The organism is Streptomyces sp. 4N509B (assembly GCF_052245655.1).
In the GTDB taxonomy this organism is placed as follows: Bacteria; Actinomycetota; Actinomycetes; order Streptomycetales; family Streptomycetaceae; genus Streptomyces.
Genome location: NZ_JBQQBZ010000001.1, coordinates 41,378 through 67,796, shown reverse-complemented (window position 1 = coordinate 67,796; position 26,419 = coordinate 41,378). Strand labels below are relative to the sequence as shown.

19 protein-coding genes and 3 tRNA genes are annotated in these 26,419 nt (G+C 73.5%); 14 read left to right on the top strand and 8 right to left on the bottom strand.

Annotated elements, in window-relative coordinates:
* Positions 1 to 187 precede the first annotated feature (187 nt).
* The 6 genes from ACTWP5_RS00310 (at position 188) to ACTWP5_RS00285 (ending at position 9,254) form a co-directional block, all read left to right on the top strand.
* Positions 188 to 841, top strand: coding sequence for a hypothetical protein (locus ACTWP5_RS00310; RefSeq protein ID WP_443218574.1), 654 nt, complete (start codon positions 188 to 190; stop codon positions 839 to 841).
* A gap of 163 nt (positions 842 to 1,004) precedes the next feature.
* Complete coding sequence (locus tag ACTWP5_RS00305; RefSeq protein WP_443218573.1) at positions 1,005 to 3,191, top strand: serine/threonine protein kinase; 2,187 nt, start codon at positions 1,005 to 1,007, stop codon at positions 3,189 to 3,191.
* 104 nt (positions 3,192 to 3,295) lie between these two features.
* Positions 3,296 to 4,582, top strand: a complete 1,287-nt coding sequence (purD, locus tag ACTWP5_RS00300) for a phosphoribosylamine--glycine ligase (RefSeq protein WP_443218572.1) — start codon at positions 3,296 to 3,298, stop codon at positions 4,580 to 4,582.
* Between the two features lie 399 nt (positions 4,583 to 4,981).
* Entirely contained in the window at positions 4,982 to 6,514 is a 1,533-nt protein-coding gene (locus ACTWP5_RS00295; RefSeq protein WP_443218571.1) for a hypothetical protein, read from the top strand.
* A gap of 123 nt (positions 6,515 to 6,637) precedes the next feature.
* Complete coding sequence (locus ACTWP5_RS00290) at positions 6,638 to 8,164, top strand: N,N-dimethylformamidase beta subunit family domain-containing protein (RefSeq protein ID WP_443218570.1); 1,527 nt, start codon at positions 6,638 to 6,640, stop codon at positions 8,162 to 8,164.
* A 160-nt stretch (positions 8,165 to 8,324) separates the two neighbouring features.
* A complete protein-coding gene (locus tag ACTWP5_RS00285; protein ID WP_443218569.1) occupies positions 8,325 to 9,254 on the top strand; it encodes a phosphoribosylaminoimidazolesuccinocarboxamide synthase in 930 nt (309 codons plus the stop codon).
* Between the two features lie 80 nt (positions 9,255 to 9,334).
* Here ACTWP5_RS00285 and ACTWP5_RS00280 read toward each other — a convergent pair whose 3' ends face one another.
* The 4 genes from ACTWP5_RS00280 to ACTWP5_RS00265 all read right to left on the bottom strand — a co-directional run bounded on the left by ACTWP5_RS00280 (position 9,335) and on the right by ACTWP5_RS00265 (position 10,658).
* A complete protein-coding gene (locus ACTWP5_RS00280; protein WP_443218568.1) occupies positions 9,335 to 9,820 on the bottom strand; it encodes a VOC family protein in 486 nt (161 codons plus the stop codon).
* 219 nt (positions 9,821 to 10,039) lie between these two features.
* Positions 10,040 to 10,112: transfer RNA gene (locus ACTWP5_RS00275), tRNA-Gly, on the bottom strand.
* A gap of 39 nt (positions 10,113 to 10,151) precedes the next feature.
* Positions 10,152 to 10,226, bottom strand: a tRNA-Gly gene (locus ACTWP5_RS00270).
* 102 nt (positions 10,227 to 10,328) lie between these two features.
* Positions 10,329 to 10,658 (bottom strand): histone-like nucleoid-structuring protein Lsr2, encoded by a 330-nt coding sequence (locus tag ACTWP5_RS00265; protein WP_443218567.1) that lies wholly within the window; start codon positions 10,656 to 10,658, stop codon positions 10,329 to 10,331.
* A gap of 321 nt (positions 10,659 to 10,979) precedes the next feature.
* Between ACTWP5_RS00265 and purS the strand changes: the two genes are divergently transcribed.
* The 6 genes from purS (at position 10,980) to purM (ending at position 17,963) form a co-directional block, all read left to right on the top strand.
* Positions 10,980 to 11,288 carry a phosphoribosylformylglycinamidine synthase subunit PurS gene (gene purS, locus ACTWP5_RS00260; RefSeq protein WP_443218566.1) on the top strand — a complete coding sequence of 103 codons (309 nt, stop codon included), beginning with the start codon at positions 10,980 to 10,982 and terminating at the stop codon, positions 11,286 to 11,288.
* A complete protein-coding gene (gene purQ / locus ACTWP5_RS00255; protein ID WP_443218565.1) occupies positions 11,285 to 11,959 on the top strand; it encodes a phosphoribosylformylglycinamidine synthase subunit PurQ in 675 nt (224 codons plus the stop codon). Before purS ends, purQ begins: the two co-directional genes overlap by 4 nt.
* Positions 11,959 to 14,262: a phosphoribosylformylglycinamidine synthase subunit PurL gene (gene purL / locus ACTWP5_RS00250; protein ID WP_443218564.1), complete on the top strand. Its 2,304-nt coding sequence runs from the start codon at positions 11,959 to 11,961 to the stop codon at positions 14,260 to 14,262. Before purQ ends, purL begins: the two co-directional genes overlap by 1 nt.
* 54 nt (positions 14,263 to 14,316) lie before the next feature.
* On the top strand, positions 14,317 to 15,138 hold the full coding sequence (locus ACTWP5_RS00245) for a sterol carrier family protein (protein ID WP_443218563.1): 822 nt from the start codon (positions 14,317 to 14,319) through the stop codon (positions 15,136 to 15,138).
* Positions 15,139 to 15,220: 82 nt separating this feature from the next.
* The gene (purF, locus tag ACTWP5_RS00240; protein WP_443218562.1) at positions 15,221 to 16,756 is read left to right on the top strand and encodes an amidophosphoribosyltransferase; all 1,536 of its coding nucleotides are present in this window, start codon (positions 15,221 to 15,223) and stop codon (positions 16,754 to 16,756) included.
* A 103-nt stretch (positions 16,757 to 16,859) separates the two neighbouring features.
* Positions 16,860 to 17,963 carry a phosphoribosylformylglycinamidine cyclo-ligase gene (gene purM / locus ACTWP5_RS00235; protein WP_443218561.1) on the top strand — a complete coding sequence of 368 codons (1,104 nt, stop codon included), beginning with the start codon at positions 16,860 to 16,862 and terminating at the stop codon, positions 17,961 to 17,963.
* Positions 17,964 to 18,147: 184 nt separating this feature from the next.
* On the opposite strand, the gene ACTWP5_RS00230 is transcribed toward purM, so the two are convergent.
* Together ACTWP5_RS00230 and ACTWP5_RS00225 are read right to left on the bottom strand one after the other, a co-directional pair.
* Positions 18,148 to 18,423, bottom strand: coding sequence for a DUF3073 domain-containing protein (locus ACTWP5_RS00230; RefSeq protein WP_443218911.1), 276 nt, complete (start codon positions 18,421 to 18,423; stop codon positions 18,148 to 18,150).
* 380 nt (positions 18,424 to 18,803) lie between these two features.
* Positions 18,804 to 19,922, bottom strand: coding sequence for a Leu/Phe/Val dehydrogenase (locus ACTWP5_RS00225; protein WP_443218560.1), 1,119 nt, complete (start codon positions 19,920 to 19,922; stop codon positions 18,804 to 18,806).
* A 253-nt stretch (positions 19,923 to 20,175) separates the two neighbouring features.
* On the opposite strand from ACTWP5_RS00225, the gene ACTWP5_RS00220 reads away from it, so the two are divergent.
* Together ACTWP5_RS00220 and bldC are read left to right on the top strand one after the other, a co-directional pair.
* A complete protein-coding gene (locus ACTWP5_RS00220) occupies positions 20,176 to 21,021 on the top strand; it encodes a hypothetical protein (RefSeq protein WP_443218559.1) in 846 nt (281 codons plus the stop codon).
* Between the two features lie 429 nt (positions 21,022 to 21,450).
* Positions 21,451 to 21,657: a developmental transcriptional regulator BldC gene (gene bldC, locus ACTWP5_RS00215; protein WP_019431930.1), complete on the top strand. Its 207-nt coding sequence runs from the start codon at positions 21,451 to 21,453 to the stop codon at positions 21,655 to 21,657.
* A gap of 314 nt (positions 21,658 to 21,971) precedes the next feature.
* Here bldC and ACTWP5_RS00210 read toward each other — a convergent pair.
* Positions 21,972 to 22,046: transfer RNA gene (locus ACTWP5_RS00210), tRNA-Asp, on the bottom strand.
* Positions 22,047 to 22,180: 134 nt separating this feature from the next.
* A complete protein-coding gene (hrpA, locus tag ACTWP5_RS00205) occupies positions 22,181 to 26,302 on the bottom strand; it encodes an ATP-dependent RNA helicase HrpA (RefSeq protein WP_443218558.1) in 4,122 nt (1,373 codons plus the stop codon).
* Between the last annotated feature and the right edge of the window lie 117 nt (positions 26,303 to 26,419).

Here is a 26,419-nt window from a genome sequence, read left to right as displayed (position 1 = left end):
GGTCACGTCGCTCCCGGGCGGCCGCGCGGCGGGCTCGGCCCGTCCGCCCCGACACGGCGCGCGCCACAGGCATTACCCTGACTCCCACGCGTGGCCCCGAGCCCCCACCGAGCCGTCGTCCCCGAGCCGTGCTTCGCGCCGTGTCCGACGCGACCCGCCGCCTCCCGAGTCGAGAGTGAGCCTTTCGTTGGCCTGTGACCTGTGGCTCGTCCCGCTCGTCGACGTGCTGTGCCACAGCCCGGAGAACCCGTTCGCCGAGGAGATCGCCCTCTACGACCGCGCGCTCGCGGACGCCGGGCTGCCCCCCGTGCCCATCCACGCCTACGTCCCCGGCGTCTCCGGCTCCGTCGCCCCCGTCGCCGGCTTCGACTACGCGGCCCTGCACCTGTTGCGCCGCGCGTACCTGCTCCATCTCAGCGGACTGCCCGTCACCCCGGCCGACGAACTCGACGGCGACTACCAGCAGCTGCTGGAGATGTTCGAGACCGCCGCCCAACAGGCCCACCTCGTCTGGCACTTCGACCACGCCGGCTGCTACGTGCCGCTGGACTTCGCGTATCCGCTGGTCAACGACGTGCTGCTGGCCAGCGGCGGCCCGCTGGGCTCCAGCCACGGCCTGCTGCGCGAACTCCACACGGTGGCCCCCGTCATCGGCATCGACCCGAACAACCCACCGCCCGCGCCCGCGCCGCCGGAACGTCCCACGCGTCTGGAGGAGCCCGCCGTGCCCGCGCCGTCCCCCGACGCGGGACCGTTCGCCCGCGAACGCCACGTCTGGCTCGGCCTCCACGCCGCGGCCACGCGCAGCCTCGCGCAGGGCGCGATGATCGTCTTCAGCTAGCGCGGAGGCGCCGAGGAACGCGGGCGCGCGGGCGCGCGGGGACCCCTCCCGCCGGCGTGCCGCGAAACTGGCCGCGCCCCCGTGGACGTCCTCACGGGCGCACCCGCCGTCTCCGGGCCCGTCGTCGGGTTCGGAAGAAACCGTCTGGGAGGACCGTGCCGCCATGGAATCGCTGACGCCCCACGACCCGCAGCGGATAGGCCGCTACCGCCTGGTGGGCAGGCTCGGCGGGGGCGGCATGGGCATGGTCTACGTCGCCCGCTCCGACCGGGGCCGCATGGTCGCCGTGAAGACGATCAGGTCCGAGCTGGCCCAGGAGCCGGACTTCCGACGGCGGTTCGCCCAGGAGATCACCGCCGCCCGACGCGTCGGCGGCCAGTGGACCGCGCCCGTGCTGGACGCCGACATCGACGCGGAGACGCCGTGGGTGGCCACCGGCTTCATCGCCGGCCCCTCCCTCTACCAGGTGGTCAGCGACCACGGTCCGCTGCCCGAGCGCACCGTCCGGCTGCTGGCCGGCGGCATGGCGCGGGCGTTGGAGGCCATCCACGGCGTGGGGCTGGTCCACCGCGACCTCAAGCCGTCGAACGTCCTGCTGACCCTCGACGGACCGCGCGTCATCGACTTCGGCATCGCCCGCGCCCTGGAGCGGGCGCCGGGGGAGACCATCACGCGGACGGGCTCGGTCGTGGGATCGCCCGGCTTCATGTCGCCCGAGCAGGTGCGCGGCCAACGGCTGTCGCCCGCCAGCGACGTGTTCGGTCTCGGCGCGCTCCTCGTCTTCGCCGCCTCGGGGCGCACGCCGTTCGGCGCGCTCGACACCGACCAGCACATTCTGATGTACCGGACGGTGGAGGACCGGCCCGACCTCGCGCTCGTGCCGGAGGGGCTGCACCCGCTGCTGAACGGGTGCCTGACCCGGCAGCCGGAGCAGCGCACCCCGCTGTCCGAACTCCTCGCCCATCCGGCGCCCGGCGGCGGGGAGGACCCGGGCCCGTGGCTGCCGGCGGAGGTCGTGGACCGGGTGGGACGGGACGCGGTGCTGCTGCTGGAGTCCGAGACGCCGAGGACCCGCGCCGTGCCGCGCCTGCCGGAGAAGGCGCGGCCCGACGCGGCGGGCCCGTCGGGCCAGGCGGGTGGATCGGCGGACCGGTCGCCGAACCGGTCGGCGGGTGGCTCGGCACAGGCCGGGACACCGAGCGCGGCCCACCAGCCCGCCCGGCCCGACGCCCCCGGCACCCCGCCGGAGCCCGCCTCCCCGCCGCCGTCCCCGTACGCCCCCGCCCCGGTCGCCGGGGCGGCGGTGGCGTCGCCGGGCGCCGCGAGCGCCGGCGGGCCGGGCAGCGGCCCCCGCTCGCCGCTCCCCGGCGGATTCGGCCCGCCGAGCGCCTCGGGCTTCGCCGCCTCGCCGTACGACCCCACCGCCCCCATGCCGCGCCCCGGCCGTGGCCGCCGCCGCGGCCTGCTGGCCGCGCTCGCGGCCGTCGTCGGCCTCGCGGTGCTGGGCGTCGTCGCCGTCGTGGCACTCAGCGGCGACGACGAGGGCACCCCCTCCGGCCAGGGCCAGGGCCAGGGGAACGGCTCGGCTGACGACGACCACGCAGCCGATACCGATACCGACGCCGACACCGAGGCCGATCCCGCCCCGGTCGCCGACGCGTTCCTCGGCACCTGGCAGGGCCAGTGGGGCACCCCGGGCCGCATGGGATGGAAGAACCTCTGGCTGGAGATCCACCAGGGCGTCGTCGGCGAGACGATCGGCGTCGCGACGGTCACCTACACCGACGAGACCTGCGTCTACGACGTGCGCCTGGAGTCCGCCTCCGACGACCGCCTCCGGTACACCGAGCACCTCGGCCACAGCGTGCCGGAGGCCGCCGTCCGGGAGAACTGCCGCGCCGACGGCACCGTCAAGACCCTGGAGCTCCAGAACGACGGCGCGCTGGCCTGGGGCAACGCCGACCAGCAGGCCAGCCTTCAGCCCGTCGAGGTCGACACCGCCAGCCTCGTCCCCGCGTCCCTGGTGGGTTCCTGGCACGACGAGTTCGAGACCGACGAGGAACGGAACAACGTCGACGACGTCACCATCGAGCAGGGCGGGATCGGCGACACGGTGATGCGGTGGGCGTGGACCCGCGGCGACCTCCACTGCGTCGCCGAGAACCAGCTGGCGGCCGTGGACGGCGACCGGATCCTCCTCTCGCCCGACATCCTGCTGCCCGAGGACAGCGACAGCGACTGCTCGCCGGCCGACAACACCGCCTGGCTGTGGGTGGACGACGGCGGCGTCCTGCGTCTGGTCTGGACCGACGAGCCCGACGAGGAGCCCTACGAGATCGAGAACGACTGACGCGCGACGACTGACGCGCGACGACGGGCGCGCGACGACGGGCGTCGGCACGGCCGCCCACGGGACCAGGCCGGGGCGGACGGGTGAGGGCCTAAGCTGCCGGTGTGCGAGTCCTTGTCATCGGCGGCGGCGCCCGCGAACACGCCCTGTGCCACGCCCTCTCCCGTGACCCCCAGGTCACCGCCCTGCACTGCGCCCCCGGCAACGCCGGCATCGCCGAGCTCGCCGAGACGCACGAGGTCGACGCCGTCGACGGCGAGGCCGTGGCCGCGCTCGCGCGGCGGCTGGACGCCGGCCTCGTCGTGGTCGGCCCCGAGGCGCCCCTCGTGGCCGGGGTCGCGGACGCGGTGCGCGCGGCGGGCATCCCGTGCTTCGGCCCCTCGGCCGACGCCGCCCGCCTGGAGGGCAGCAAGGCGTTCGCCAAGGAGGTCATGGCGGCCGCCGGCGTCCCCACGGCCCGCGCGTACGTCTGCACCACGCCGGAGGAGGCCGCCGAGGCGCTGGACGCCTTCGGGCCGCCGTACGTGGTGAAGGACGACGGGCTGGCGGCCGGCAAGGGCGTCGTCGTCACCGAGGACCTGGCGCACGCCCGCGAGCACGCGGCGGCGTGCGAGCGCGTGGTCATCGAGGAGTACCTCGACGGGCCCGAGGTCTCGCTCTTCGCCGTCACCGACGGCGAGACCGTCGTCCCGCTCCAGCCGGCACAGGACTTCAAGCGCGCGCACGACGGCGACCTCGGCCCCAACACCGGCGGCATGGGCGCCTACTCCCCGCTGCCCTGGGCCGACCCGAAGCTCACCGACGAGGTGGTGGCGACGGTCGTGCAGCCCACCATCGACGAGCTGCGCCGCCAGGGCACGCCGTTCGCCGGCCTGCTCTACGCCGGCCTCGCCCTCACCTCGCGGGGCATGCGGGTGGTGGAGTTCAACGCCCGCTTCGGCGACCCGGAGACCCAGGCCGTGCTGGCCCGGCTCCGCACCCCGCTGGCGGGGCTGCTGCACGCCGCCGCCGTCGGCGCCCTCGCCGACGCCCCGCCGCTGCGGTGGAGCGAGGACGCCGCGGTCACGGTCGTCGTGGCCGCCCAGGGGTATCCGGAACGGCCGCGCACCGGGGACGTGATCGAGGGGCTCGCGGACGTCGCGGCGACGGACGCGCCGGACGCGTACGTGCTCCACGCGGGGACGCGCCGGGAGGCGGACGGACGGGTCGTGAGCGCCGGCGGGCGGGTGCTGTCGGTGACGGCCACGGGGCCAACGCTCGCGGCGGCGCGGGAACGGGCCTACCGCGCGGTGGGGCGCGTCCGGCTCGACGGCTCGCACCACCGCACGGACATCGCCGCCACGGCGGCCGAGGCCCAGTCCGCCGCGGCCGACACCGTCGAGACGGCCTGACTGTTCGACGCTCGAACCGTTCGACGTTCGAACTGCTCGCGCCCCGAACCGCTCGCGTATCGGTCGCGACGCGACCGGACCGACCGCGGACCGATCGTGGACCGATTACGGACCGGTCGCGGACCGGCGAGGGGCGCTAGCGTCTTTTGCCGCGTCGCGCGACAAGCTCTGCCCAAGGCCCCTCCATCGGGTGATCGATGGCCCGAGCTGCTGACGGCCCCCGCGCGCCCCAACTAGGGTGCGGCGCAAGCCGCGTCCACGTCGCCGCGGCCGCCGCCGGCGCCGCTCTGGTGCGGTCGGCTCAGCGCGCGTTGCGCTGTCAGTGGCGGGTGCCACAGTGGTGAGCAGTGGTTCGGAAGCTCGACGAGCGAGTCGGCGTGGAGGGCGGAGGGCAGCGGCATGGTGCGGCGCGATGGCATCCACCCCGCGCGGTTTCACGCGCTCGCCGTCCTCCGCGTGCGCGACGGGGCGCTCGCGCTCGCCCTGCTCCCCGCCGCCGTGGCGGTGGTGCTCGCGGTGGGCGGTGCCCCGCCCGTCGCGCGCTGGTCCGTGGCGGCGCTCGCGGCGCTCGTCCTCGCCCTGGCGGTCGCCGTCGCCGCCGTCACCGCCTCCTCGCGCCCGGCCGTCACCCCCACGGTGCGGCTCAGCGAGCGCGCCGCCCCCGCGTTGCACGAGCTGGTGCGGGAGCTCGCCGAGCGGCTCGACGTGCCGCCCCCGGGGGCCGTCGCCCTCACCCCCGACTGCGACATGTGGCTGGAGGAGCCCGCCCCGGGGGCCGGTCGGCAGGGCGGCGGGGAGCCGGGGCCGACGCTCGTCATAGGCTCGCCGTTCCTGTGGTGGATGCGCGTCGGCGAGCTGCGCGCCCTGCTGGCGCCCGTCGTCGCCGGCACCGGGCCATCGGCCCACCCCGACATCGCCGCCGCCCGCCGCCTGGTCCGCGCCTGGGACGCCACGATCACGCTCGCGGCGGGCGCGTCCGCCGCCCGCCATCCGGCGCGCCGCCTCGCCGCCCTCGTCGCGCGCCGGTTGCTGCGCGCCGCCGGGAGCAGCGCGGGCGAGATGGAGCGCGCCGTGGCGGGCGCCGCCTCCGCCCGCGCCCAGACCGTGGACTACGGCCTGCGGATCGTCGCCCAGGAGCAGGTCGGCCTGGCGTACGCGGGCTGGGACCGCCTGCTGACCCGGGTGGCGCTGCCCGCCTGGCGGACCGGCCGCTGGCCGCGGCACCTCGACGCCGGGGTCGTCGCCGCCCTGACCGAGCTCTCGCGCCGGGACCGGCTCGCCGAGGGCTTCGCCGTCCGGCTCGCCGAGCGGCCCGCCTCCGAGCTGCTGCGCGATCCCGTCCTGGTCGACGAGGAGATCTCCCTGCTCGCCGCCCGTCTCTTCCACGGCATACCGGAGGGGGAGGCGGGGGAGTGGGAGCCGGTGGACTGGCAGGCGTATCCGGACGAGGTCGTCGAACGCCTGTGGCGGGACCGCGCCGCGCGGCTCTTCGCCGCGTTGGACGTGGCCGAGACGCCCACCCTCGCGTGCGCCGTGGACCGGCTGGCCCAGGCGCCGGGGGACGCGGCGCGCGCGGCGCTCGCGGCCCGCCTCGGCGTCCAGCAGGCCGTCGCCGCGCCACCGGGAGGCGCCGCGCACGGCGCGTCCCCACCGGGTGGCCCTCCGCTGTTCCCGCTCCAGCCGCCCCGCTCGGAACAGGAGCTGCTCGCCGAGCATCTCGCCGCGGCGATCTGCTGCGCCGCCACGGACACCACGGCCGCGGCGCCCGGTCTCGACTGGCTCGACGGGCCCGTGCTGGTGGCCGACGGCCGCACCCGCCACGACCTGCGCGCCCCCGTCCACAGCCTTGTGGACGACGGGGACCCGGGGCCGCTGCGCGCCTGGTTCACCGCCGCGGGCATCCGCCCGGACAAGCCGATCCGCCTCCTCTGACCCCCGGTCCTCCCGCCCGGGACGGAACCGTCGCGTCACACGCCGCGAGCGCACACCAACAAGCTCCGGCCAATCAACGACGAACGGTGACCGGACGCGTGCGAGATGTGATGTCCTGTACCGGTGAGCACCGAGCGGACCGGCCCCTCGTCCCAGCCGCCGCGCGCCCGACGCTGGGAGGCGGGCCCCGTGACCGACGCGGCCCTCGACCCCCGAGGACAGGGCCCCCTGCCCTGGCTGCGCGGCAGCGAGCACTACTTCTGCCACGACGGCCAACTCGGCCCCTGGCGGCCACCGTCCGCACCCCCGCGCGCGTCCTCGTCCCGGACCGACCGCGGCACCCGGCCGCGCCACTCTCCCGGGCCCCGCATGGCCGACGACGTGGCCTGCCAGATCAAGGGCTTCACCCCCCAGAGCTCCGTCGCCCCCGGCGAACCCCTCGACTTCCGCGTCACCGTGACGCCGCCGCAGGAGTTCACCATCGACGTCTACCGCATCGGCCACTTCGCGGGCGACGGCGCCCGGCACCTGCTCCGCAGCCCCCGCCTGATGGGACTGAGCCAGCCCGCGCCCCTGGTCGCCGACCGCACCGTCTCCTGCCACCACTGGTGGCTCTCCTGGCGCCTCCAGATACCGGACGACTGGCGTCCGGGCGCCCACGTCGCGGTCCTGACCACCGCGGACGGCCGCTTCCGCTCCCACGTGCCGTTCACCGTCCGCGACGACCGCCCCGCCGACCTGCTCCTGCTGCTGCCCGACGTCACCTGGCAGGCGTACAACCTCTTCCCCGAGGACGGCCGCTCCGGCGCCAGCCTCTACCACGCCTGGGACGAGCACGGCCGCCTGCTCCACGAGCCCGAGGCCGCCCGGACCCTCAGCTTCGACCGGCCGTACGCCGGCGCCGGCCTCCCGCTGTACGCCGGCCACGCCTACGACTTCATCCGCTGGGCCGAGCGCTACGGCTACGACCTGGCGTACGCCACCGGCCGCGACCTCCACGCCGGCCGCGTGACCCCCTCCCGTTACCGCGGCCTGGTCTTCCCCGGCCACGACGAGTACTGGTCGGTGCCGATGCGCCGGGCGGTCGAGGCCGCCCGCGACGCCGGCACCTCCCTGGTCTTCCTCTCCGCCAACACCATGTACTGGCAGGTCAGCCTCGCCCCGCTGCCCTCGGGCGACCCCGACCGGCTGCTGTGCTGCCGCAAGAGCCAGGGACCGGGACGCCCCCTGCTCTGGCGCGAGCAGGGCGAGCCGGAGCAGCTCCTCCTCGGCGTCCAGTACGCCGGCCGCGTGGCCGAGCCCGAGCCGCTCGTGGTGCGCAACGCCGACCACTGGCTGTGGCTGGCCACCGGCGCCCGGGAGGGCGACGAGCTTCCCGGCCTCGTCGCCGGCGAGGCCGACCGGTACTTCCCGCGCGCGCCGCTGCCGCCCTACGCCAGCCGCATCCTCCTCTCGCACTCCCCCTACCGCGACCCCACCGGAGTCCGCCGCCACCAGGAGACCTCGCTCTACCAGGCCGAGAGCGGCGCCTGGGTCTTCGCCTCCGGCACCTTCGCCTGGTCACCCGCGCTCTCCCGACCCGGCCACACCGACCCCAGGATCCAACGTGCCACCGCGAACCTGCTCGACCGCATCTGCAAACACGACTGAGGAGACGGCGCGCACTCCGGCCCTCCGGGCCGCCCCCACACGGCACCCGCCGTGTCCGACCCGCCCGCTTCCGCCCGCTTCCGCTGCGGGACAATGGAGTGCGCCGCCACGATTCACCCGCTTCACCACCTCATCAGCCCACGCGTCGTCAGGAGGCACGGTGCCAGGATTCGTCGAGACGCCCGAGCCGGTTCAGGTGCCGGGACTTGTGCACCTGCACACCGGAAAGGTCCGCGACATCTACCGCACGGGGACGGGAGACCTCGTGCTGGTCGCCAGCGACCGCGTCTCCGCCTACGACTGGGTGCTGTCCACCCAGATCCCCGACAAGGGCCGGATCCTGACGAGGCTCTCCCTCTGGTGGTTCGACCAACTCGCCGACCTCGTCGACAACCACGTCGTCTCCACCGAGCTCCCGCCCGGCGCCCCCGCCGACTGGGCGGGCCGCACCACGGTGGTGCGCGCCCTCACCATGATCCCCGTCGAGGCCGTCGCCCGCGGGTACCTCACCGGCTCGGGCCTGGAGGAGTACGAGCAGCACCGCACCGTGTGCGGACTCGCCCTCCCTCCCGGGCTCGTCGACGGCTCCGAGCTGCCCGCCGCCATCTTCACACCCGCGACGAAGGCGGCCGTCGGCGAGCACGACGAGAACGTCTCCTACGAGGAGGTCGCCCGCAAGGTCGGCGCCGAGACCGCCGCCCAGCTGCGACAGGTCACCCTCGCCACCTACTCCCGCGCCCGCGACGTCGCCCGCGACCGCGGCATCATCCTCGCCGACACCAAGTTCGAGTTCGGCCGCGTCGGCGACGGCGGCCCCGAGCAGCCGCTGATCCTGGCCGACGAGGTGCTGACCCCCGACTCCTCCCGCTTCTGGCGCAGGGACGAGTGGCAGCCGGGCCGACGGCAGAACCCCTACGACAAGCAGCTGATCCGAGACTGGCTCGCCTCCCCCGCCTCCGGCTGGGACCGCACGGGCGACACCCCGCCCCCGCCGCTGCCCGAGGAGATCGTGGCCGCCACCCGCGACCGCTACGCCGAGGTCTACCGCATGCTGACCGGCATGCCCTGGGATTACGCCTCGCGCGTCTGAGCGCCCCCACGGCCGGGACAACGGCCGGCGCGCCACGCCCCCCGTCCGTGGCGCGCCGCCCCCGCCGCGGCCGGGCCGCCTCACGCGCCCCTCGCCGCCTCCTCCAGCCCCCGTACGTCGATCTTCACCATCCCGTACAGGGCCCGCGTCACGCGCTCCGTCGTCGCCGCGTCGGCGCCGCTGAGCAGCTCCTCCAGCCGCGTCGGCACGATCTGCCAGGACACCCCGTACCGGTCCTTCAGCCAGCCGCACTGGACCGCCCGGCCGCCGTCGGCCGTCAGCCGCTCCCACAGCCGGTCGACCTCCTCCTGCGTCTCACAGCGCACCTCGAAGGAGACCGCGTCGTTGAAGGGGTCGTGCGGGCCGCCGTTGAGCGCCGTGAAGCGCTGCCCCGCCAGCTGGAAGGCGACGAGCATCACCGACCCGGGCTCGCCGGGACCGGCCTCCCCGTAGTGCTGGGTCTCCAGCACCCGCGCGTCCTCGAAGAGCGAGGTGTACAGCGCGACGGCCTCCTCGGCCTGGTTCTCGAACCAGAGACAGGGTGTGATCTTCTGCGAGATCCTCATGCGTCCTCCTCGACGAACGGCCCTCACCGGGCCCACCGAGAGGGCAGACCCCCGAGGCGACGAGAACTCATCGGCGCGCGAGAACGCGTCACGCGCGGAGCCGGAACACGAGGAGGACGTGGCCGGAACACGCGGTCGGAACACGAGGAGGGAACGCGCCGGAACACGACACCGGAACACGACGAAGGACCCGGCCCAGGGACCGGGTCCTTCACAGCGAGCGGACGACGAGATTCGAACTCGCGACCCTCACCTTGGCAAGGTGATGCTCTACCAACTGAGCCACGTCCGCACGACGGACACTGTACCTCAGGACGTGATGGACAGTGCCTGGAGCGGGTGACAGGAATCGCACACTGCGCCTCCCTCTTGGAAAGAGGGTGTTCTGCTACTGAACTACACCCGCGTGACGTCCGGGCTCCGAAGTCGGTACCCGCGGCGCGCTCCAGACTCTATCCGATCTCCAGGGGCAACTGGCAAGTCGGTGCGGTCGTCGGCGAGGCGCGACTCAACGAGCGGTGGGGTGGGCCTCGTTGAACGCGTCGTAGACCTTCTTCGGAATGCGGCCGCGGGCCGGGACGCCGAGCCCGTTCGACTCCGCCCACGCGCGGACCGCGCGGGGGTCGGGCGCGATCTCGGTGTGGTGGAACGTCTTGCCGGACTTCGCCCGCTTACGTCCTGCTTGCACGAAGGGCGCGAGTGCTGTCCGGAGCTTCTCCGCGTTGTCCGAGCTGAGATCGATCTCGTAGCTCTTGCCATCGAGTCCGAAGGCGATCGTTTCTGACGCTTCTCCACCATCGATGTCATCGGAGAGTGTGACCACTACGCGTTGTGCCACGGATATCGGTCCTTTCAAGAGGATCGCAGCACGTGGGCGGCGCCGCGAGCACCGCGCTGACGTGCGGCGATGCCGAAGCTCCCGGGGAAGGGGAGGTTCGTTCCCTTATTTGTACTGCCGATGGCTCTCTAAAGCAGTTTTACCCCCGCTTGGAGAAGCCCTACGCGCGACTTTACGTTTCCGGTCGTGATTCTTGGAAGGGTTTTTCGCCACGAGATCGGAACGTGACCGAGCACACGGGTGATCTACGCGAGTAGATTTCGTGGCCCGGTACGCTGTGCCTGCAACGTCCACCCGTGTAACGCACCAGCGGGAGTACCAGTGGCTCGCGTCGTCGTCGAGGTCATGCTCAAGCCGGAGATCCTCGACCCCCAAGGTCAGGCGGTACATCGAGCCCTTCCCCGGCTCGGTTTCGAGGGCGTGAGGGACGTCCGCCAGGGCAAGCGCTTCGAGATCGACCTCGACGGTCCGGTCGACGACGCCGCCCTGGCCCGCATCCACGAGATGGCCAGCACCTTTCTGGCCAACACCGTGATCGAGGACTTCCGCGTCGTCGCCGTCGACCAGACCGCCGACCAGGCGTCCGACGCCCCCGGCGGCGCCGTGGCCGACATCCGGGAGACGGCGTGACCACCCGGGTCGGCGTCGTCACCTTCCCCGGCTCGCTCGACGACAGCGACGCCCGCCGCGCCGTCCGCCTCGCCGGCGCCGAGCCCGTCGCGCTCTGGCACCGCGACCGCGAGCTGCACCAGGTCGACGCCGTGATCCTCCCCGGCGGCTTCTCCTACGGTGACTACCTGCGCTGTGGAGCCATCGCCCGCTTCTCCCCCGTGATGGCCTCCGTCATCGACGCCGCCCGCGGCGGCATGCCCGTCCTCGGCATCTGCAACGGTTTCCAGGTGCTGTGCGAGGCCCACCTGCTGCCCGGCGCGCTGACGCGCAACGACCACCTCCACTTCGTCTGCCGCGACCAGAGGCTGCGCGTCGAGAGCACCGACACGCCCTTCACCTCCGCCTACACCGCCGGCCAGGAGATCACCATCCCCCTGAAGAACGGCGAGGGCGGGTACGTCGCCGACGAGCGGACCCTCGACGAGCTGGAGGCCACCGGCCGCGTCGTCGTCCGGTACCTCGACGTCAACCCGAACGGCTCACGCCGCGACATCGCCGGGATCCGCAACGAGGCGGGCAACGTCGTCGGGCTCATGCCCCACCCCGAGCACGCGGTCGAGCCCCTGACCGGCCCCACCACCGACGGCCTGGGCTTCTTCACCTCGATCCTCACGAAGCTGGTCTCCTGATGTCGCAGCCACAGCAGCCACAGCAGCCACAGCAGCAGCCGGTGTCCAAGCCGACGCTCGACACCGTCAAGCACGCCACCGACACCCCCGGCCTCTCCCAGCCCTGGGCCGAACTCGGCCTGAAGCAGGACGAGTACGAGCGCATCCGCGCGATCCTCGGCCGCCGCCCCACCGGGGCGGAGCTCGCCATGTACTCCGTCATGTGGTCGGAGCACTGCTCGTACAAGTCGAGCAAGGTCCACCTGCGGCAGTTCAGCGAGAAGGCCCCGGCCAACGACGCGCTGCTCGTCGGCATCGGCGAGAACGCCGGCGTCGTCGACGTCGGCCAGGGGTACGCCGTCACCTTCAAGGTCGAGTCGCACAACCACCCCTCGTACATCGAGCCGTACCAGGGCGCCGCCACCGGCGTCGGCGGCATCGTCCGCGACATCCTCGCCATGGGCGCCCGCCCCGTCGCCGTCATGGACCCGCTCCGCTTCGGCGCCGCCGACCACCCCGACACCCGCCGCGTGCTGCCGGGCGTCGTCGCAGGCGTCGGCGGCTACGGGAACTGCCTCGGCCTGCCGAACGTCGGCGGCGAGGTCGTCTTCGACCCCTGCTACCAGGGCAACCCGCTGGTCAACGCCCTGTGCGTCGGCGTCATGCGCCACGAGGACATCCACCTCGCCAAGGCCTCGGGCCCGGGGAACAAGGTCATCCTCTACGGCGCCCGCACCGGCGGCGACGGCATCGGCGGCGTCTCCGTCCTGGCCTCGGAGACCTTCGACGCGGCGGGCCGCCCCGCCAAGCGCCCCTCGGTGCAGGTAGGCGACCCGTTCCAGGAGAAGCTCCTCATCGAGTGCACGCTGGAGCTCTTCGCCGAGAAGCTCGTCACCGGCATCCAGGACCTCGGCGGCGCCGGCCTGTCCTGCGCCACCTCCGAGCTCGCCTCCGCCGGCACCGGCGGCATGCGCGTCGACCTCGACACCGTCCCCCTGCGCGACAGCTCCCTCACGCCCGAGGAGATCCTCATGAGCGAGTCGCAGGAGCGGATGTGCGCCGTCGTCGAACCGCGCCACGTGGAGCGCTTCCTCGCGGTCTGCGAGAAGTGGGACGTGCTCGCCACCGTCATCGGCGAGGTCACGGACACCGGCCGCCTGGAGATCTTCTGGCACGGCGAGCAGATCGCCGACGTGCCGCCGCGCACCGTCGCCCACGAGGGCCCGGTCTACGAGCGCCCCCTCGCCCGCCCCGACTGGCAGGACGCGCTCCAGGCCGACGACGCGGGCCGCCTGCCGCGGCCCGCCACCCCCGAGGAGCTGCGCGCGCAGGTCCTGGCCCTGGTCGCCTCGCCGAACCAGGCGGCCAAGTCCTGGGTCACCGACCAGTACGACCGGTACGTGCTGGGGAACACCGTCCTCGCCCAGCCCGAGGACGCCGGCGTCATCCGCGTCGACGAGTCCACGCACCTCGGCGTCGCCCTGGCCACCGACGGCAACGGGCGCTACGCCAAGCTCGACCCGTACGCGGGCGCGCAGCTGGCGCTCGCCGAGGCGTACCGGAACGTCGCCGCCACCGGCGCCCGCCCGCTCGCGGTGACCAACTGCCTGAACTTCGGCTCGCCGGAGGACCCGGCCGTGATGTGGCAGTTCGCCGAGGCCACCCGCGGCCTGGCCGACGCCTGCCAGGTGCTGGGCACCCCCGTCACCGGCGGGAACGTCTCGCTGTACAACTCCACGGGCGAGGCCGCGATCCACCCGACCCCCGTCGTCGGCGTCCTCGGCGTCATCGACGACGTCACCCGCCGCACCCCCCTCGGCTTCCGCGAGGCGGGCCAGCTGCTGTACCTCCTCGGCGACACCGCGGAGGAGTTCGGCGGCTCCGCCTGGTCCCAGGTCGTCCACGACCACCTCGGCGGGCTGCCGCCGCGTGTCGACCTCGAACGCGAGCGGCTGCTGGCCGAGGTCCTGGTCAGCGCCTCGCGCGACGGCATGGTCGACGCGGCGCACGACCTGTCGGACGGCGGCCTGGTGCAGGCCGTGGTCGAGTCCTGCCTGCGGGGCGGCGTGGGGGCGCGCCTCGTCGTGCCCGAGGAGCTGTCCGCCTTCGCCTTCCTGTTCTCGGAGTCCGCGGGCCGCGCCGTCGTCGCCGTGCCGCGCTCCGAGGAGGTCCGCTTCACCGACATGTGCGCCGCCCGTGGCCTGCCGGCCACCCGCGTCGGGGTCACCGACGGGGACGCCGTCGAGGTCCAGGGTCAGTTCACGCTGTCGCTCGCGGAGCTGAGGGAGGCGCACGAGCGTACGCTGCCCGCCCTCTTCGGCTGACGGGTTCGCGGGACGTACGCCGGCCACGCCGTCGTTCGTCGTAAGCTCCCTCACATGTCTGGTGGGTCTGGTGGTGCCGTCCGACGCAAGCCCCGCGTCTACCCTCCCCAGCGGGTCGGGGACGCCCTGCTCGCCCAGGTCGAGAGCCTGCGGCTCGTGGCACCGCGGCTCAGCGCGGCGCAGCTGGCGGCGCCCTCCGGCCTGCCCGGCTGGGACGTGCGCACGCTGCTCGCCCACATCGCCGGGCAGATCGACGCCGTGCCGCGGCTGCTGGCCGAGCCGGCGCCCGTCGTGAGCCGCCCCGAGACCGACCTGAACCGCTGGGCGGTCTCCACGGCCGACATCGCCGAACGGCTCGACGCGACGGCCCGGCGCGACGCCGCGGCCACCGCCGACCAGGCCGCCGCGCTCGACGCCGCCGCCGAGGAACTCGACGCGGTGCTGGAGACCGCGATCCGCGAGGACCTGCTGCTGCCGCACCCGTTCGGCGCGATGCGCGCGCTGGACTTCACCGTCACCCGGATCGTGGAGCTGGTCGTGCACAGCGACGACCTGGCGCGCGCGGTGGGCGTCCCGGTGCGCCTGGACCGGCAGGCGCTGGCCACCACGGTGCGGGTGCTGGCCGACGCGCTCGCCGCGGCGGCACCCGGCTCCTCCACGGAGCTGCGCGTCCCGCCGTTCGTGGCGGTGCAGTGCCTGGCCGGGCCGCGGCACACGCGCGGCACCCCGCCGAACGTCGTCGAGACCGACCCGTTGACCTGGCTGCGCCTGGCCACGGGGCGCACCACCTGGGACGCCGCCACGGCCAGCGGCCGCCTGAGGGCCAGCGGGGACCGCGCCGGCTCGCTCGCCGACCACCTCCCGGTCCTCGGATAACCCGGACAAGGGCGTCGGGGTGGGAGATCTCTCACTTCCCGGGGTTCCCCGAGGGACGGAGGGCTGGCCTAGACTCGTGCACGTGCCATGTGGTGAGGGACGACACCCAGAGCAAGGCCCACGGGACGCCTGCGGAGTCTTCGGCGTTCGGGCCCCCGGCGAGGACGTCGCCAAGCTCACGTACTTCGGGCTCTACGCCCTCCAGCACCGGGGCCAGGAGTCGGCTGGTATCGCCGTCAGCGACGGCTCCAAGATCCTCGTCTTCAAGGACATGGGCCTGGTCTCGCAGGTCTTCGACGAGACCTCGCTGCGCTCGCTGACCGGCCACCTCGCCGTCGGCCACACCCGGTACTCCACGACCGGCGCGCCCACCTGGGAGAACGCCCAGCCCACCTTCCGCGCCACCGCCCACGGCTCGATCGCGCTGGGCCACAACGGCAACCTCGTGAACACCGCCGAGCTCGCCGAGCTCGTCGCGGAGCTGCCCGGCGAGAAGGGCGCGGGCTCCCGCCGCGGCCCGGCCAGCACCAACGACTCCGACCTGGTCACCGCCCTGCTCGCCGGCCAGCGGGACCCGGACACGGGTGCCCCGCTCACCGTCGAGGAGGCCGCGGCGCGCGTGCTGCCGCAGGTGCAGGGCGCGTTCTCCTTCGTCTTCATGGACGAGGACACGCTCTACGCCGCTCGGGACCGGCAGGGCATCAGGCCGCTGGTCCTCGGCCGGCTGGAGCGCGGCTGGGTCGTCGCCTCCGAGACGGCCGCGCTCGACATCGTCGGGGCGACGCTCGTCCGCGAGATCGAGCCGGGCGAGCTGGTCGCGATCGACGAGGACGGCCCCCGCTCCAGCCGCTTCGCGGAAGCGAAGCCGCGCGGCTGCGTCTTCGAGCACGTGTACCTCGCGCGCCCCGACACCTCCATCGACGGCCGCAGCGTGTACCTCTCCCGGGTGGAGATGGGCCGCCGGCTGGCCGCCGAGGCGCCGGCCGAGGCCGACCTGGTGATACCGACCCCCGAGTCGGGCACCCCGGCCGCCATCGGGTACGCCGAGGCGAGCGGCATCCCCTACGGCGCGGGCCTGGTGAAGAACTCCTACGTGGGCCGCACGTTCATCCAGCCCAGCCAGACCATCCGGCAGTTGGGCATCCGGCTGAAGCTCAACCCGCTGAAGGAGGTCATCCGGGGCAAGCGGCTGGTCGTCGTCGACGACTCGATCGTGCGGGGCAACACCCAGCGAGCCCTGGTCCGGATGCTCCGCGACGCCGGCGCCGCCGAGGTGCACGTCCGCATCAGCTCGCCGCCCATCAAGTGGCCCTGTTTCTTCGGCATCGACTTCGCCGACCGCGCCGAGCTGGTGGCGAACGACCTGTCGGTCGAGGAGATCGGCCTCTCGCTCGGCGCGGACTCGCTCGCGTACATCTCGCTCGACGCCATGGTCGAGGCCACCACGATCGACAAGGGGCGGCTCTGCCGCGCCTGCTTCGACGGCGAGTACCCGATGGCGCTGCCCGACCCGGAGCGCCTCGGCAAGGACGTCCTGGAGCAGCCGGGAGCGCACCGTCGGAGCCTCCCGCTGCTGACGGCCGGCGCGGGCGGCACGCGTGCCCCGGGCCGGCCGTAGCCGCCACCACGAGGACGTCCCGCACGCCGAGCACCACACGAGCACCCAGAAGACCCCACCGAGCACACCGAGCCCATCCCGCGACACCAGCGAAGGCAGACCCATGAGCAACGAGGCACCCGGTGCCGGGGCCAGCTACGCCGGCGCCGGCGTGGACATCGAGGCGGGCGAGACCGCCGTCGAGCTGATGAAGAAGTGGGTGGCCACCGCCCAGCGGCCGGAGAGCGTGGGCGGCCTCGGCGGCTTCGCCGGCCTGTTCGACGCCTCCGCGCTGAAGGGGTACCGCCGCCCGCTGCTGGCCTCGGCCACCGACGGCGTCGGCACCAAGCTCGCCGTCGCGCAGCGGATGGACGTCCACGACACCATCGGCCGCGACCTGGTGGCGATGGTCGTCGACGACCTCGTGGTCTGCGGCGCCGAGCCGCTCTTCCTCACGGACTACGTCTGCGTCGGGAAGGTCTACCCCGAGCGTGTCGCGGCGATCGTCAAGGGCATCGCCGAGGGCTGCGCGCTGGCCGGCTGCGCGCTCGTCGGCGGCGAGACCGCGGAGCACCCGGGTCTGCTCGGCCCGGACGAGTACGACGTCGCGGGCGCCGCCACCGGCGTGGTCGAGGCCGACGAGCTGCTGGGCGCGGAGCGCGTCCGCGCGGGCGACGCGGTGCTGGGCATGGCCTCCTCGGGCCTGCACTCCAACGGGTACTCCCTGGTGCGGCACGTCTTCCTGGAGCGGGCCGGCTGGACGCTGGAGCGGCACGTGCCCGAGGTGGGCCGGACGCTGGGGGAGGAGCTGCTGGAGCCCACCCGCATCTACGCCAGGGGCTGCCTGGCGCTGCTCGCCGCGGCCGAGGTGCACGCCCTGGCCCACGTCACGGGCGGCGGCCTGGCCAACAACCTCGCCCGCGTGATCCCCGACGGGCTCAGCGCCCGCCTCGACCGCTCCACGTGGTCCCCGCAGCCCGTCTTCGGCCTGGTCGGCGAGGTCGGCGGCGTGGCCAGGGCCGAGCTGGAGCGGACGTTCAACATGGGCGTGGGCATGGCCGCGGTGGTGCCCCAGGCGGCGGTGTCGGGGGCGCTGGCCGCGCTGGCGGAGCGCGGTGTCACGGCCTGGGTGATGGGCGAGATCGAGGAGCGGCCCACGGCACGGCCCGGCGGCGTGTCGGACGGGGCCCCCGCCCCGGCGGTCACCCTGGGTGGCGACTACCGCTGAAGGCCGTCCCGTCGTCCCCGGTGGACCCGGCCCGGCACGATCCACGGGAGACCCTGAGCCGTTCGGGTGCCGTCGGGGTGGCGAGCGCGCCGGCCCCGCACAGCACAGAGCCCGGTCCGGCACTGCCGGACCGGGTCAGCTCTGTGATGAAGATGTGTCGTCCGTCGCGGTCGGCTGCCCTACCTCAGGCGCCGCGCCGTTTCGCGGACGTCGACGAGGAGGGGTCGGACGCGGACGTCTCGTCCTCGTCGTCATCCTCCTCCTCGTACATTTCCGCGTACCGCGAGTACAGCTCGTCGTCCCGCTCGTCGTCGTCCTCGAACCGCTCGCCGTTTGACGGCCGGTCCGGCGTCGATGCACCCAGCTCTTCGGCCAGACGGCTCAGGTCCGTCCTGCCGCTGTTGTACTTCAGCTGGCGGGCGACCTTCGTCTGCTTGGCCTTGGCCCGGCCGCGCCCCATTGGCTCGACCCCCTCAACGACGGGGCGCATCCGCCCCGGAGTGTTGACATCCGTTCATGATTGAGAGCGGGCCCTCGGACGAGTGCCCGACCTTTCGGGCTTCAACCGTACCTGCTTCCGCGTGGCTGCGGTACGCCGTCCGCCACACCTTCAGGCTCCGACAGCGTGCCCGATGACCCTCTCCGTGCTGGTCAGCACCAATTTTACCGTCTTTCGTCACACGACTCGCCCCGGGGGCCCGTCCGGAGGACCCCCGGGGGCGTCGGGGAGGGCGCCCGCGGCGGCCACCGTGCGCGAGATCCGCGCGTGACCTCGGGCGGAACCGCCCGCGGGGCTGTGGGAGAGGTCGGGACGAGGTCGGGCCGAGCGCGGGGTGTGAGCTACGCCGCCAGGCGGCCCGCCGCCGTCGCCATGCGGTGCTCGGCGATGCGGTCCGCGGCGACCGCGGGGGGCACGCCGTCGGCCGCCGCGCGGGCGAAGACCTCCAGCGTGGTCTCGTAGATGCGCTCCATCTTTTTCTTCGCTCGTGCGAAGTCGAAGCCGATGATCTCCTCGGCGACCTGGACGACGCCGCCGGAGTTCACGACGTAGTCGGGCGCGTAGAGGATGCCGCGGTCGGCGAGGTCCTTCTCGACACCCGGGTGGTCGAGCTGGTTGTTCGCCCCGCCGCAGACGACGGACGCCGTGAGGTGGGCGACGGTGTCGTCGTCGAGCGCGCCGCCGAGGGCGCAGGGCGCGTAGATGTCGACGCCCTCGGTGCGGACGAGCGTGCGCGTGTCCGGCACGGCCGTCACGGCGCCGCCCGGGTGGGCCTGGAGGACCTTCCGCACCGCCTCCTCGCGGATGTCGGTGACGACGACGCGGGCGCCGGCCTCGACGAGGTGGTCGACGAGCAGATGGCCGACCTTGCCGACGCCGGCGATGGCGACGGTGCGCCCCGCGAGGTCGCGCGAGCCCCACAGGTGCTGGGCGCAGGCCTGCATGCCCAGGAAGACGCCGTAGGAGGTGAGCACGGAGGAGTCGCCGCAGCCGCCGTGCTCCGGCGAGCGCCCGGTGACCCACTGGGTCGTCCTGGCGACGACGTCCATGTCGGTCACGTAGGTGCCCACGTCGCACGCGGTGACGAAGCGGCCCCCGAGGGTGGAGATGACGCGCCCGTAGGCCTCCAGCAGCGCCTCGGTCTTGATCCGCTCTGGGTCTCCGATGATCACGGCCTTGCCGCCGCCGTGGGGCAGGCCGGCGAGGGCGTTCTTGTAGCTCATTCCGCGCGCGAGGTTGAGCACGTCGCGTACGGCGGCCTCCTCGGGGCGCGCGGCCTCCGCGTAGGCGTGGAAACGGGTGCCGCCCAGGGCGGGGCCCAGGGCGGTGGAGTGGATGGCGATCACGGCCTTCAGACCGGTGGGCCGGTCCTGGCAGAGAACGACCTGTTCGTGGCCCCCCTGCTCAGAGTGGAAGAGCAGGTCCAAAACCCCGGCCTCGGTGGGGAGTACGTCAGTCACGGTGGTGACTCCTCGTGTGAGGTGTGAGGACCCTCCCCAGGTTTGGGGAGGAAACTTGCGCGGTGGTGGGGGCGGCCTCCAAGGGTGGTGGAGGATCCCCGACACCGCCGTCCCGTGTGGGAACCCGGTGGCACGAGCCTAAGCCTGGGACGTACCACGCGTGCCCCCACGTCACGAAGACTGGCACCATCGAGTCACGACGAGCGTCGGACCCGCGGACGTCAGGGCGTGGGAAGGGCGAAGGAGGGGTGGCGTGCCGAGGATTCCCTACGCCGCGTTCCTGAGGGTGTACGAGCCGCTGGCGGCCTTTCCCGAGCCCGAGCGCTCCTACTGGGCGGAGTACGCCGCCAGGCCCGCCGAGCGGCTGCCGGGCGTCCAGGACGAGCTGCGGGAGTCCCTGCGGCAGTCGCTGGCCACGCCGCCGCACGCGGCGCCGGCGCGGGAGAGCGTCGACGCGTACGTCACCCGGGTGGACGACGTGGTCTGCGTCTGCCCCTGGCGCACGCGGCTGCGGTCGTGGGAGGCGCTGGGCGAGGTCGGGGACTGGATGATGCCGCAGGCCGTGGTCGACGCGGTGCTGCCGCCGGCCGAGCGGGCGCGGGCGATCGAGGAGCACGACAGCTGGCGGGAGCGGAACCCCGACGCGAGGCCGTGGATCAGGTCGGCGCTGTGGCACGTGCCGGTGCGGTGGTTCGTGCTCTTCGCGGAGGAGGAGCGGATCTTCTCCAAGGCGTCGGAGTCGCCGGGGGAGGACACGCCCCGGCTGCTGTACCGCACGCCGATGGTGCAGGCCCGCCGGCGTGTGGCGCGCGGGCTGCGGACGGTGCGCAGGGCGATGCCCGAGGGACCGCTGGGTGACGCGCTCACGGACGTGGGCCGCTGGCTGGAGGAGTTTCACCCGAGGTCACTGGTCGAACTGGACTACGGCGGTCTTGTCTATACGATCTCCGAGGACGAGCTGGCGGAGGACCACTCCGTCGCCGAGGTGGCCGAAGGGCTGGCCGCGCTCTCCCAGGGGGACCTGGAGGAGGCGAGCCGGCGCTACGAGGAGCTGACCGACCGCTGGATGACAGTCCGCGAGCGGCAGTTCGCCAACTGATTCCGGCGGTTCCACGGGACCTTCGACCCGGGACCAAAGGCCCCCAAGGGTGATGGATGGCACTCTCCGGAAGTCTTGCCTACAAGTGCTCTCCTCGTGTCAAAATAGGACAAGGAGCTCGCAAGGGTCTTCTCGTGTCCACGGACGCGGAACTGGTGACGACTCATCAGCTCATGACGGATCGTTACGGCTGAGTGACTGTCCGCTATGGCATGGTCCATCGGCTTCCGCCGAGGTTGAACACCTGAGAGGGCAATTCCATCGGTTTGGCCGACCCGGCTGGACGGATGGTGTAGTTGTAGTGCCGAGGACAAGCCGTTCGTCCTATAACCGACTCGGCCCGCGTCCGCCATTTCGGGCAACGTGGGTCAAGGTGCAGAATTTAGAGGAAAGAACCGTGATGGTTCGGTTCTCCCGAGGAGGCCGCTCATGACCGCTCGCACCCCTGATGCCGAGCCGCTGCTGACCCCGGCTGAGGTTGCCACCATGTTCCGCGTAGACCCGAAAACGGTCACACGCTGGGCAAAGGCGGGCAAGCTCACGTCTATCCGCACGCTCGGCGGGCACCGCCGCTACCGCGAAGCGGAGGTGCGCGCGTTGCTCGCGGGCATCCCGCAGCAGCGTGGTGAGGCCTGAGCAACACCGCAGACCCAGGTGCCGGGGCCCCCACCCCGGCTCACTGGGACGCTTGATCGCGTCGGACTCCGCCGGGTCCGGCGCGATCTTCGTTTGGGCCGGAGGCCCGCCTCGCGGGGTCGTGCAATTGCACATATTAAATTGGCATGTTTCTCTGCGGGATCAGACGAGCTCACGCAGCAACCGACTTGCGTGACTCCCGTCACAGCGCACAACGCTTGTCCACGCTGAGCTGTCTGAGGTAGAGGCCCACCTCACGCGGGAAGGCCCGGACCCCCACGTGGGGATCCGGGCCTTCGTCCGGCTGACTACCGCGGTCCTGACGGGATTTGAACCCGCGGCCTCCACCTTGACAGGGTGGCGAGCACTCCAAACTGCTCCACAGGACCAGGTCGCACGAAGCGACTTCACGACTGTACCCCAGCGGCCGGCCGCCCCGCGCCCCGCCCCCGGCCAGCCACGGTCCCGCCCGCGGCCACGGCCGTCCCCCCTCGGCGGCCGCCCCGCCCGCGGTCGTCCCCGCTCAGCGGACGCCGGGCGTCACCGCGTCGATGGCCTTCAGGATCCGCTTGTCCGAGACCGGGTACGCCGTGCCCAGCGCGTGCGCGAAGTAGCTCACGCGCAGTTCCTCGAACATCCAACGGATCTCCGTCGCCTCCCGGGGCGGCGGCTGGCCCTGCGGGAAGCGCTCCAGCACCAGCTCGTACTCCTCCCACAGCGCCCGCACCTTGTCCGTCCTGGCCACGTCCCGCTCCGCGTGCCGCGGCAGTTGCTGGAGCCGCCGGTCGGCGGCCGTCAGGTACCGCAGCAGGTCGGGCAGGCGGGCCGCCCCGTGCTCGGTGACGAACCCCGGGTGCACCAGCGCGTGGAGCTGCTGGCGCACGTCCGCCACGGACTCCCGCACCACCGGGCTGGTGAGCCCCGCCAGGCGCCGTTCACACGCCTGCCGCGCCGTCAGCACCTCCCGCGCCTGCCGCACCACCCGCAGCGTCACGTCCACGACGTCGGCCCGCACCGCGTCCAGCAGCTTCGCGAAGCCCTCCTCGCCCCAGGCGGGGCCGCCGTGCGCCGTGACGAGCTGGTCGACCGAGGCCGCCGCGCAGTCCGCGAGCAGCTCCCGCACGCCGCCGCCGGGGCCGCCGGCGAGCGCCAGCTTGGCCGCGTTGTCCAGCCGCCGCTCCACGAACCGCGCGGGGTCGGTCGGCAGCCGCAGCAGCACCAGCCGCCGCGTGCCGAGCCGCATCACCGCCCGCTGCTCCGCCTCGTTGTCACACAGCCGCACGCCGACGGAGCGGCCGTCGGCCGCCTCGGCCAGCGCGGGGAACGCCTTCACCGGCTGCCCGCCGCGCCGGGTCTCCACCACGCGCGGCAGCGTCCCGATCGTCCACGAGGTGAGCCCGTCGCGCGGCCACGCCGCCGCGGGCGCCTCGGCCCCCGCGCCGCCCGCGCCCGAGCCGTCCCGGCCGCCGCCGCGCCCGCCCCTCCCGCCGCGCCCGGCGCGCCCGGAACCCGCGGTGTCCGCGCCCCCGGAGGGCGTCGTGAACGCCCGGTCGAGGGCCGCCCGGGCGTCCGCCCGCAGCCGCCGCGTCAGCTCCGCGAGGTCCTTGCCCTCCGCCAACCGCCGGCGGCGCTCGTCGACCACCCGGAAGGTGATCCGCAGGTGGTCGGGCACCCGGCCCGCGTCGAAGTCCGCGACGTCGACCGGCTGGCCGACCAGCCGCGTCAGCCCGTCCGCCAACGCCTCCACCAGCGGCACCCGGCCCACCACCCCGGCCCCCGACACCTCCGCCAGGAACCTCCGCGCCACGTCGGGCGCCGGAACGCAGTGCCGCCTGATCGGCTTCGGCAGCGAGCGGATCAGCTCCGTGACCAGTTGCTCACGCAATCCCGGGATCTGCCAGTCGAACCCGCTCGGCGTCACCTGGTTCAGCACCTGCACCGGCACGTGGACCGTGACGCCGTCCGCGTCCGTCCCCGGCTCGAACTGGTACGTGATCCGCAGCCGCAGCTCTCCCTGCCGCCACAGGTCCGGGTAGTCCTCCTCCGCGACGCCCGCCGCCCGCTCGTTGATCAGCATCGACTTCTCGAAGCTCAGCAGGTCGGGGTCCTCGCGCCGCGCCCGCTTCCACCAGGCGTCGAAGTGCGCCCCGGAGACCACGTCCTCGGGGATCCGCTGGTCGTAGAAGTCGTAGAGCGTCGCGTCGTCCACGAGGATGTCGCGGCGCCTGGCGCGGTGCTCCAGCTCCTCCACCTCGGCCAGCAGCTTGCGGTTGTCGTGGAAGAAGCGGTGCTGAGTGCGCCAGTCGCCCTCCACGAGCGCGTGGCGCAGGAAGAGGTCGCGGCAGGTCTCCGGGTCGATCCGGCCGTAGTTCACCTTCCGGTGCGCCACGATCGGCACGCCGTAGAGCGTGACCCGCTCGTACGCCATCACCGCGGCCTGCTTCTGCTCCCAGTGCGGCTCGCTGTACGTGCGCTTCACCAGGTGGCCGGCGAGCGGCTCGATCCACTCCGGCTCGATGCGGGCGTTGATCCGCGCCCACAGCCGGGAGGTCTCCACCAGCTCGGCCGACATCACCCAGCGTGGCGGCTTCCTGAAGAGCGCGGAGCCGGGGAAGACGGCGAACTTCGCGCCGCGCGCCCCGAGGTACTCGTGCTTGTCGGTGTCCTTCAGCCCGATGTGCGACAGCAGCCCCGGCAGCAGCGACTGGTGGACGCGGGCCGGCTCGTCGTTCCGCGTCGGCTCGATGCCCATCGTGCGCGCCACGGACCGCAGCTGCGCGTAGATGTCCTGCCACTCGCGTATCCGCAGGTAGTTCAGGAACTCGGCGCGGCACATGCGGCGGAAGGCCGAGGAGGACAGCTCCCGCTGCTGCTCGCGCACGTACTCCCACAGCTGCACCAGGGCGAGGAAGTCCGAGTCCTCGCCGGGCCCCTCGCGGAAGCGGGCGTGCTTGGCGTCGGCCTGCTGCTGCTTGTCCGCCGGCCGCTCCCTCGGGTCCTGGATCGACAGCGCCGCCACGATCACCATCACCTCGTGGACGCAGCCGTTGTCCCGCGCGGCCAGCACCATCCGCGCCAGCCGCGGGTCGACCGGCAGCCGCGCCAGCCGCCTGCCCGTCTCCGTCAGGCCCCCCGCGCCGTCCAACGCGCCCAGCTCCTCCAGCAGCTGCACGCCGGCCGTCACGCTGCGGCGGTCCGGCGGGTCGATGAACGGGAAGCGCTCGACCTCGCCCAGCCGTGCCGCGTGCATCTGGAGGATGACCGAGGCCAGCGAGGTGCGCAGGATCTCGGCGTCGGTGAACTCGGGCCGCGAGAGGAAGTCCTCCTCCGAGTACAGCCGGATGCAGACGCCGTCGCTGGTCCGGCCGCAGCGGCCCTTGCGCTGGTTGGCGCTGGCCTGCGAGACGGGCTCGATCGGCAGGCGCTGCACCTTCGTTCGGTGGCTGTAACGGGAGATGCGGGCGGTGCCCGGGTCGATGACGTACTTGATGCCGGGGACGGTCAGGGACGTCTCGGCGACGTTCGTCGCCAGCACGATCCGCCGGCCCGTGTGGGGCTGGAAGACGCGCTGCTGCTCGGCGTGGGACAGGCGCGCGTAGAGCGGCAGCACCTCGGCCGGCTGGAGCTTGCGGCGCTCCAGCTTCTCCAACGCCTCGGCGGTGTCGCGGATCTCCCGCTCGCCGGAGAGGAAGACCAGCACGTCGCCCGGCGCCTCCCGCTCCAGCTCCGCCACGGCGTCGCAGATGGCCGTCACCTGGTCGCGGTCCCGGTCGCCCTCCTCGCCCTCGCCCTCCTCGACGAGCGGGCGGTACCGCACCTCCACCGGATACGTCCGCCCGGAGACCTCGACCACGGGGGCCTCGCGCCCGTCGGGCCCGCGGAAGTGGCGGGCGAAGCGCTCGGGGTCGATCGTCGCCGAGGTGATGACGACCTTCAGCTCGGGGCGGCGCGGCAGCAGCTGCGCCAGGTACCCCAGGAGGAAGTCGATGTTGAGGCTGCGCTCGTGCGCCTCGTCGATGATGATCGTGTCGTAGGCGTGGAGCTCGCGGTCGTGCTGGATCTCGGCGAGCAGGATGCCGTCGGTCATCAGCTTGACCAGGGTGTTCTCGCTGGCCTGGTCGGTGAAGCGGACCTGGTACCCGACGGCCTCGCCGAGCGGCGTCCGCAGCTCGTCGGCCACGCGCTGCGCCACCGTGCGCGCCGCGATCCGGCGGGGCTGGGTGTGGCCGATCAGGCCCTTCACGCCGCGCCCGAGCTCCAGGCAGATCTTCGGGATCTGGGTGGTCTTCCCCGAGCCGGTCTCGCCCGCGACGATCACGACCTGGTGGTCGCGTATCGCCTCCATGATCACGTCCTTGCGCTGGCTGACCGGCAGCTCCGCGGGATAGCTGATCGCGGGAACGGCCGCCTGGCGCCGCGCCACGAGCCGCTCGCCGGCGTCGACCGCCTCGGCGATCTCGGCCAGCACGGCGCGCCGGGCGGCGGGCTTGCGGATGCGGCGGGCCCCGTCGAGCCGGCGGCCGAGCCGCCGCTGGTCGCGCAGCATGAGGCCGGACAGCCGCTCGGCCAGCCCGGCCTCGCTGACGGCGGGCGTGGTGGACGCGGGGGAGGCGGGGGAAACGGGAGGGGAGGCGTCGGTAGACATACGCTCCCAAGCGTCTCACCCCGACGCACAACGCGGCGAGCGATTACCCGCGCGGCGACGCCCGCGGCGGCGGTCACGGGCTCCGCCCACGGCACGAGAAAACGCCCCTCCCGGTGC

What these genes read in the sequence shown, in the direction of transcription:
- hrpA (WP_443218558.1), bottom strand. Translation starts at nt 26,302, where the DNA reads ATGTCTACCGACGCCTCCCCTCCCGTTTCCCCCGCCTCCCCCGCGTCC.
- ACTWP5_RS00280 (WP_443218568.1), bottom strand. Translation starts at nt 9,820, where the DNA reads ATGAGGATCTCGCAGAAGATCACACCCTGTCTCTGGTTCGAGAACCAG.
- purL (WP_443218564.1), top strand. Translation starts at nt 11,959, where the DNA reads ATGTCGCAGCCACAGCAGCCACAGCAGCCACAGCAGCAGCCGGTGTCC.
- purM (WP_443218561.1), top strand. Translation starts at nt 16,860, where the DNA reads ATGAGCAACGAGGCACCCGGTGCCGGGGCCAGCTACGCCGGCGCCGGC.
- ACTWP5_RS00230 (WP_443218911.1), bottom strand. Translation starts at nt 18,423, where the DNA reads ATGGGGCGCGGCCGGGCCAAGGCCAAGCAGACGAAGGTCGCCCGCCAG.
- ACTWP5_RS00305 (WP_443218573.1), top strand. Translation starts at nt 1,005, where the DNA reads ATGGAATCGCTGACGCCCCACGACCCGCAGCGGATAGGCCGCTACCGC.
- bldC (WP_019431930.1), top strand. Translation starts at nt 21,451, where the DNA reads ATGACCGCTCGCACCCCTGATGCCGAGCCGCTGCTGACCCCGGCTGAG.
- ACTWP5_RS00245 (WP_443218563.1), top strand. Translation starts at nt 14,317, where the DNA reads ATGTCTGGTGGGTCTGGTGGTGCCGTCCGACGCAAGCCCCGCGTCTAC.
- ACTWP5_RS00295 (WP_443218571.1), top strand. Translation starts at nt 4,982, where the DNA reads ATGGTGCGGCGCGATGGCATCCACCCCGCGCGGTTTCACGCGCTCGCC.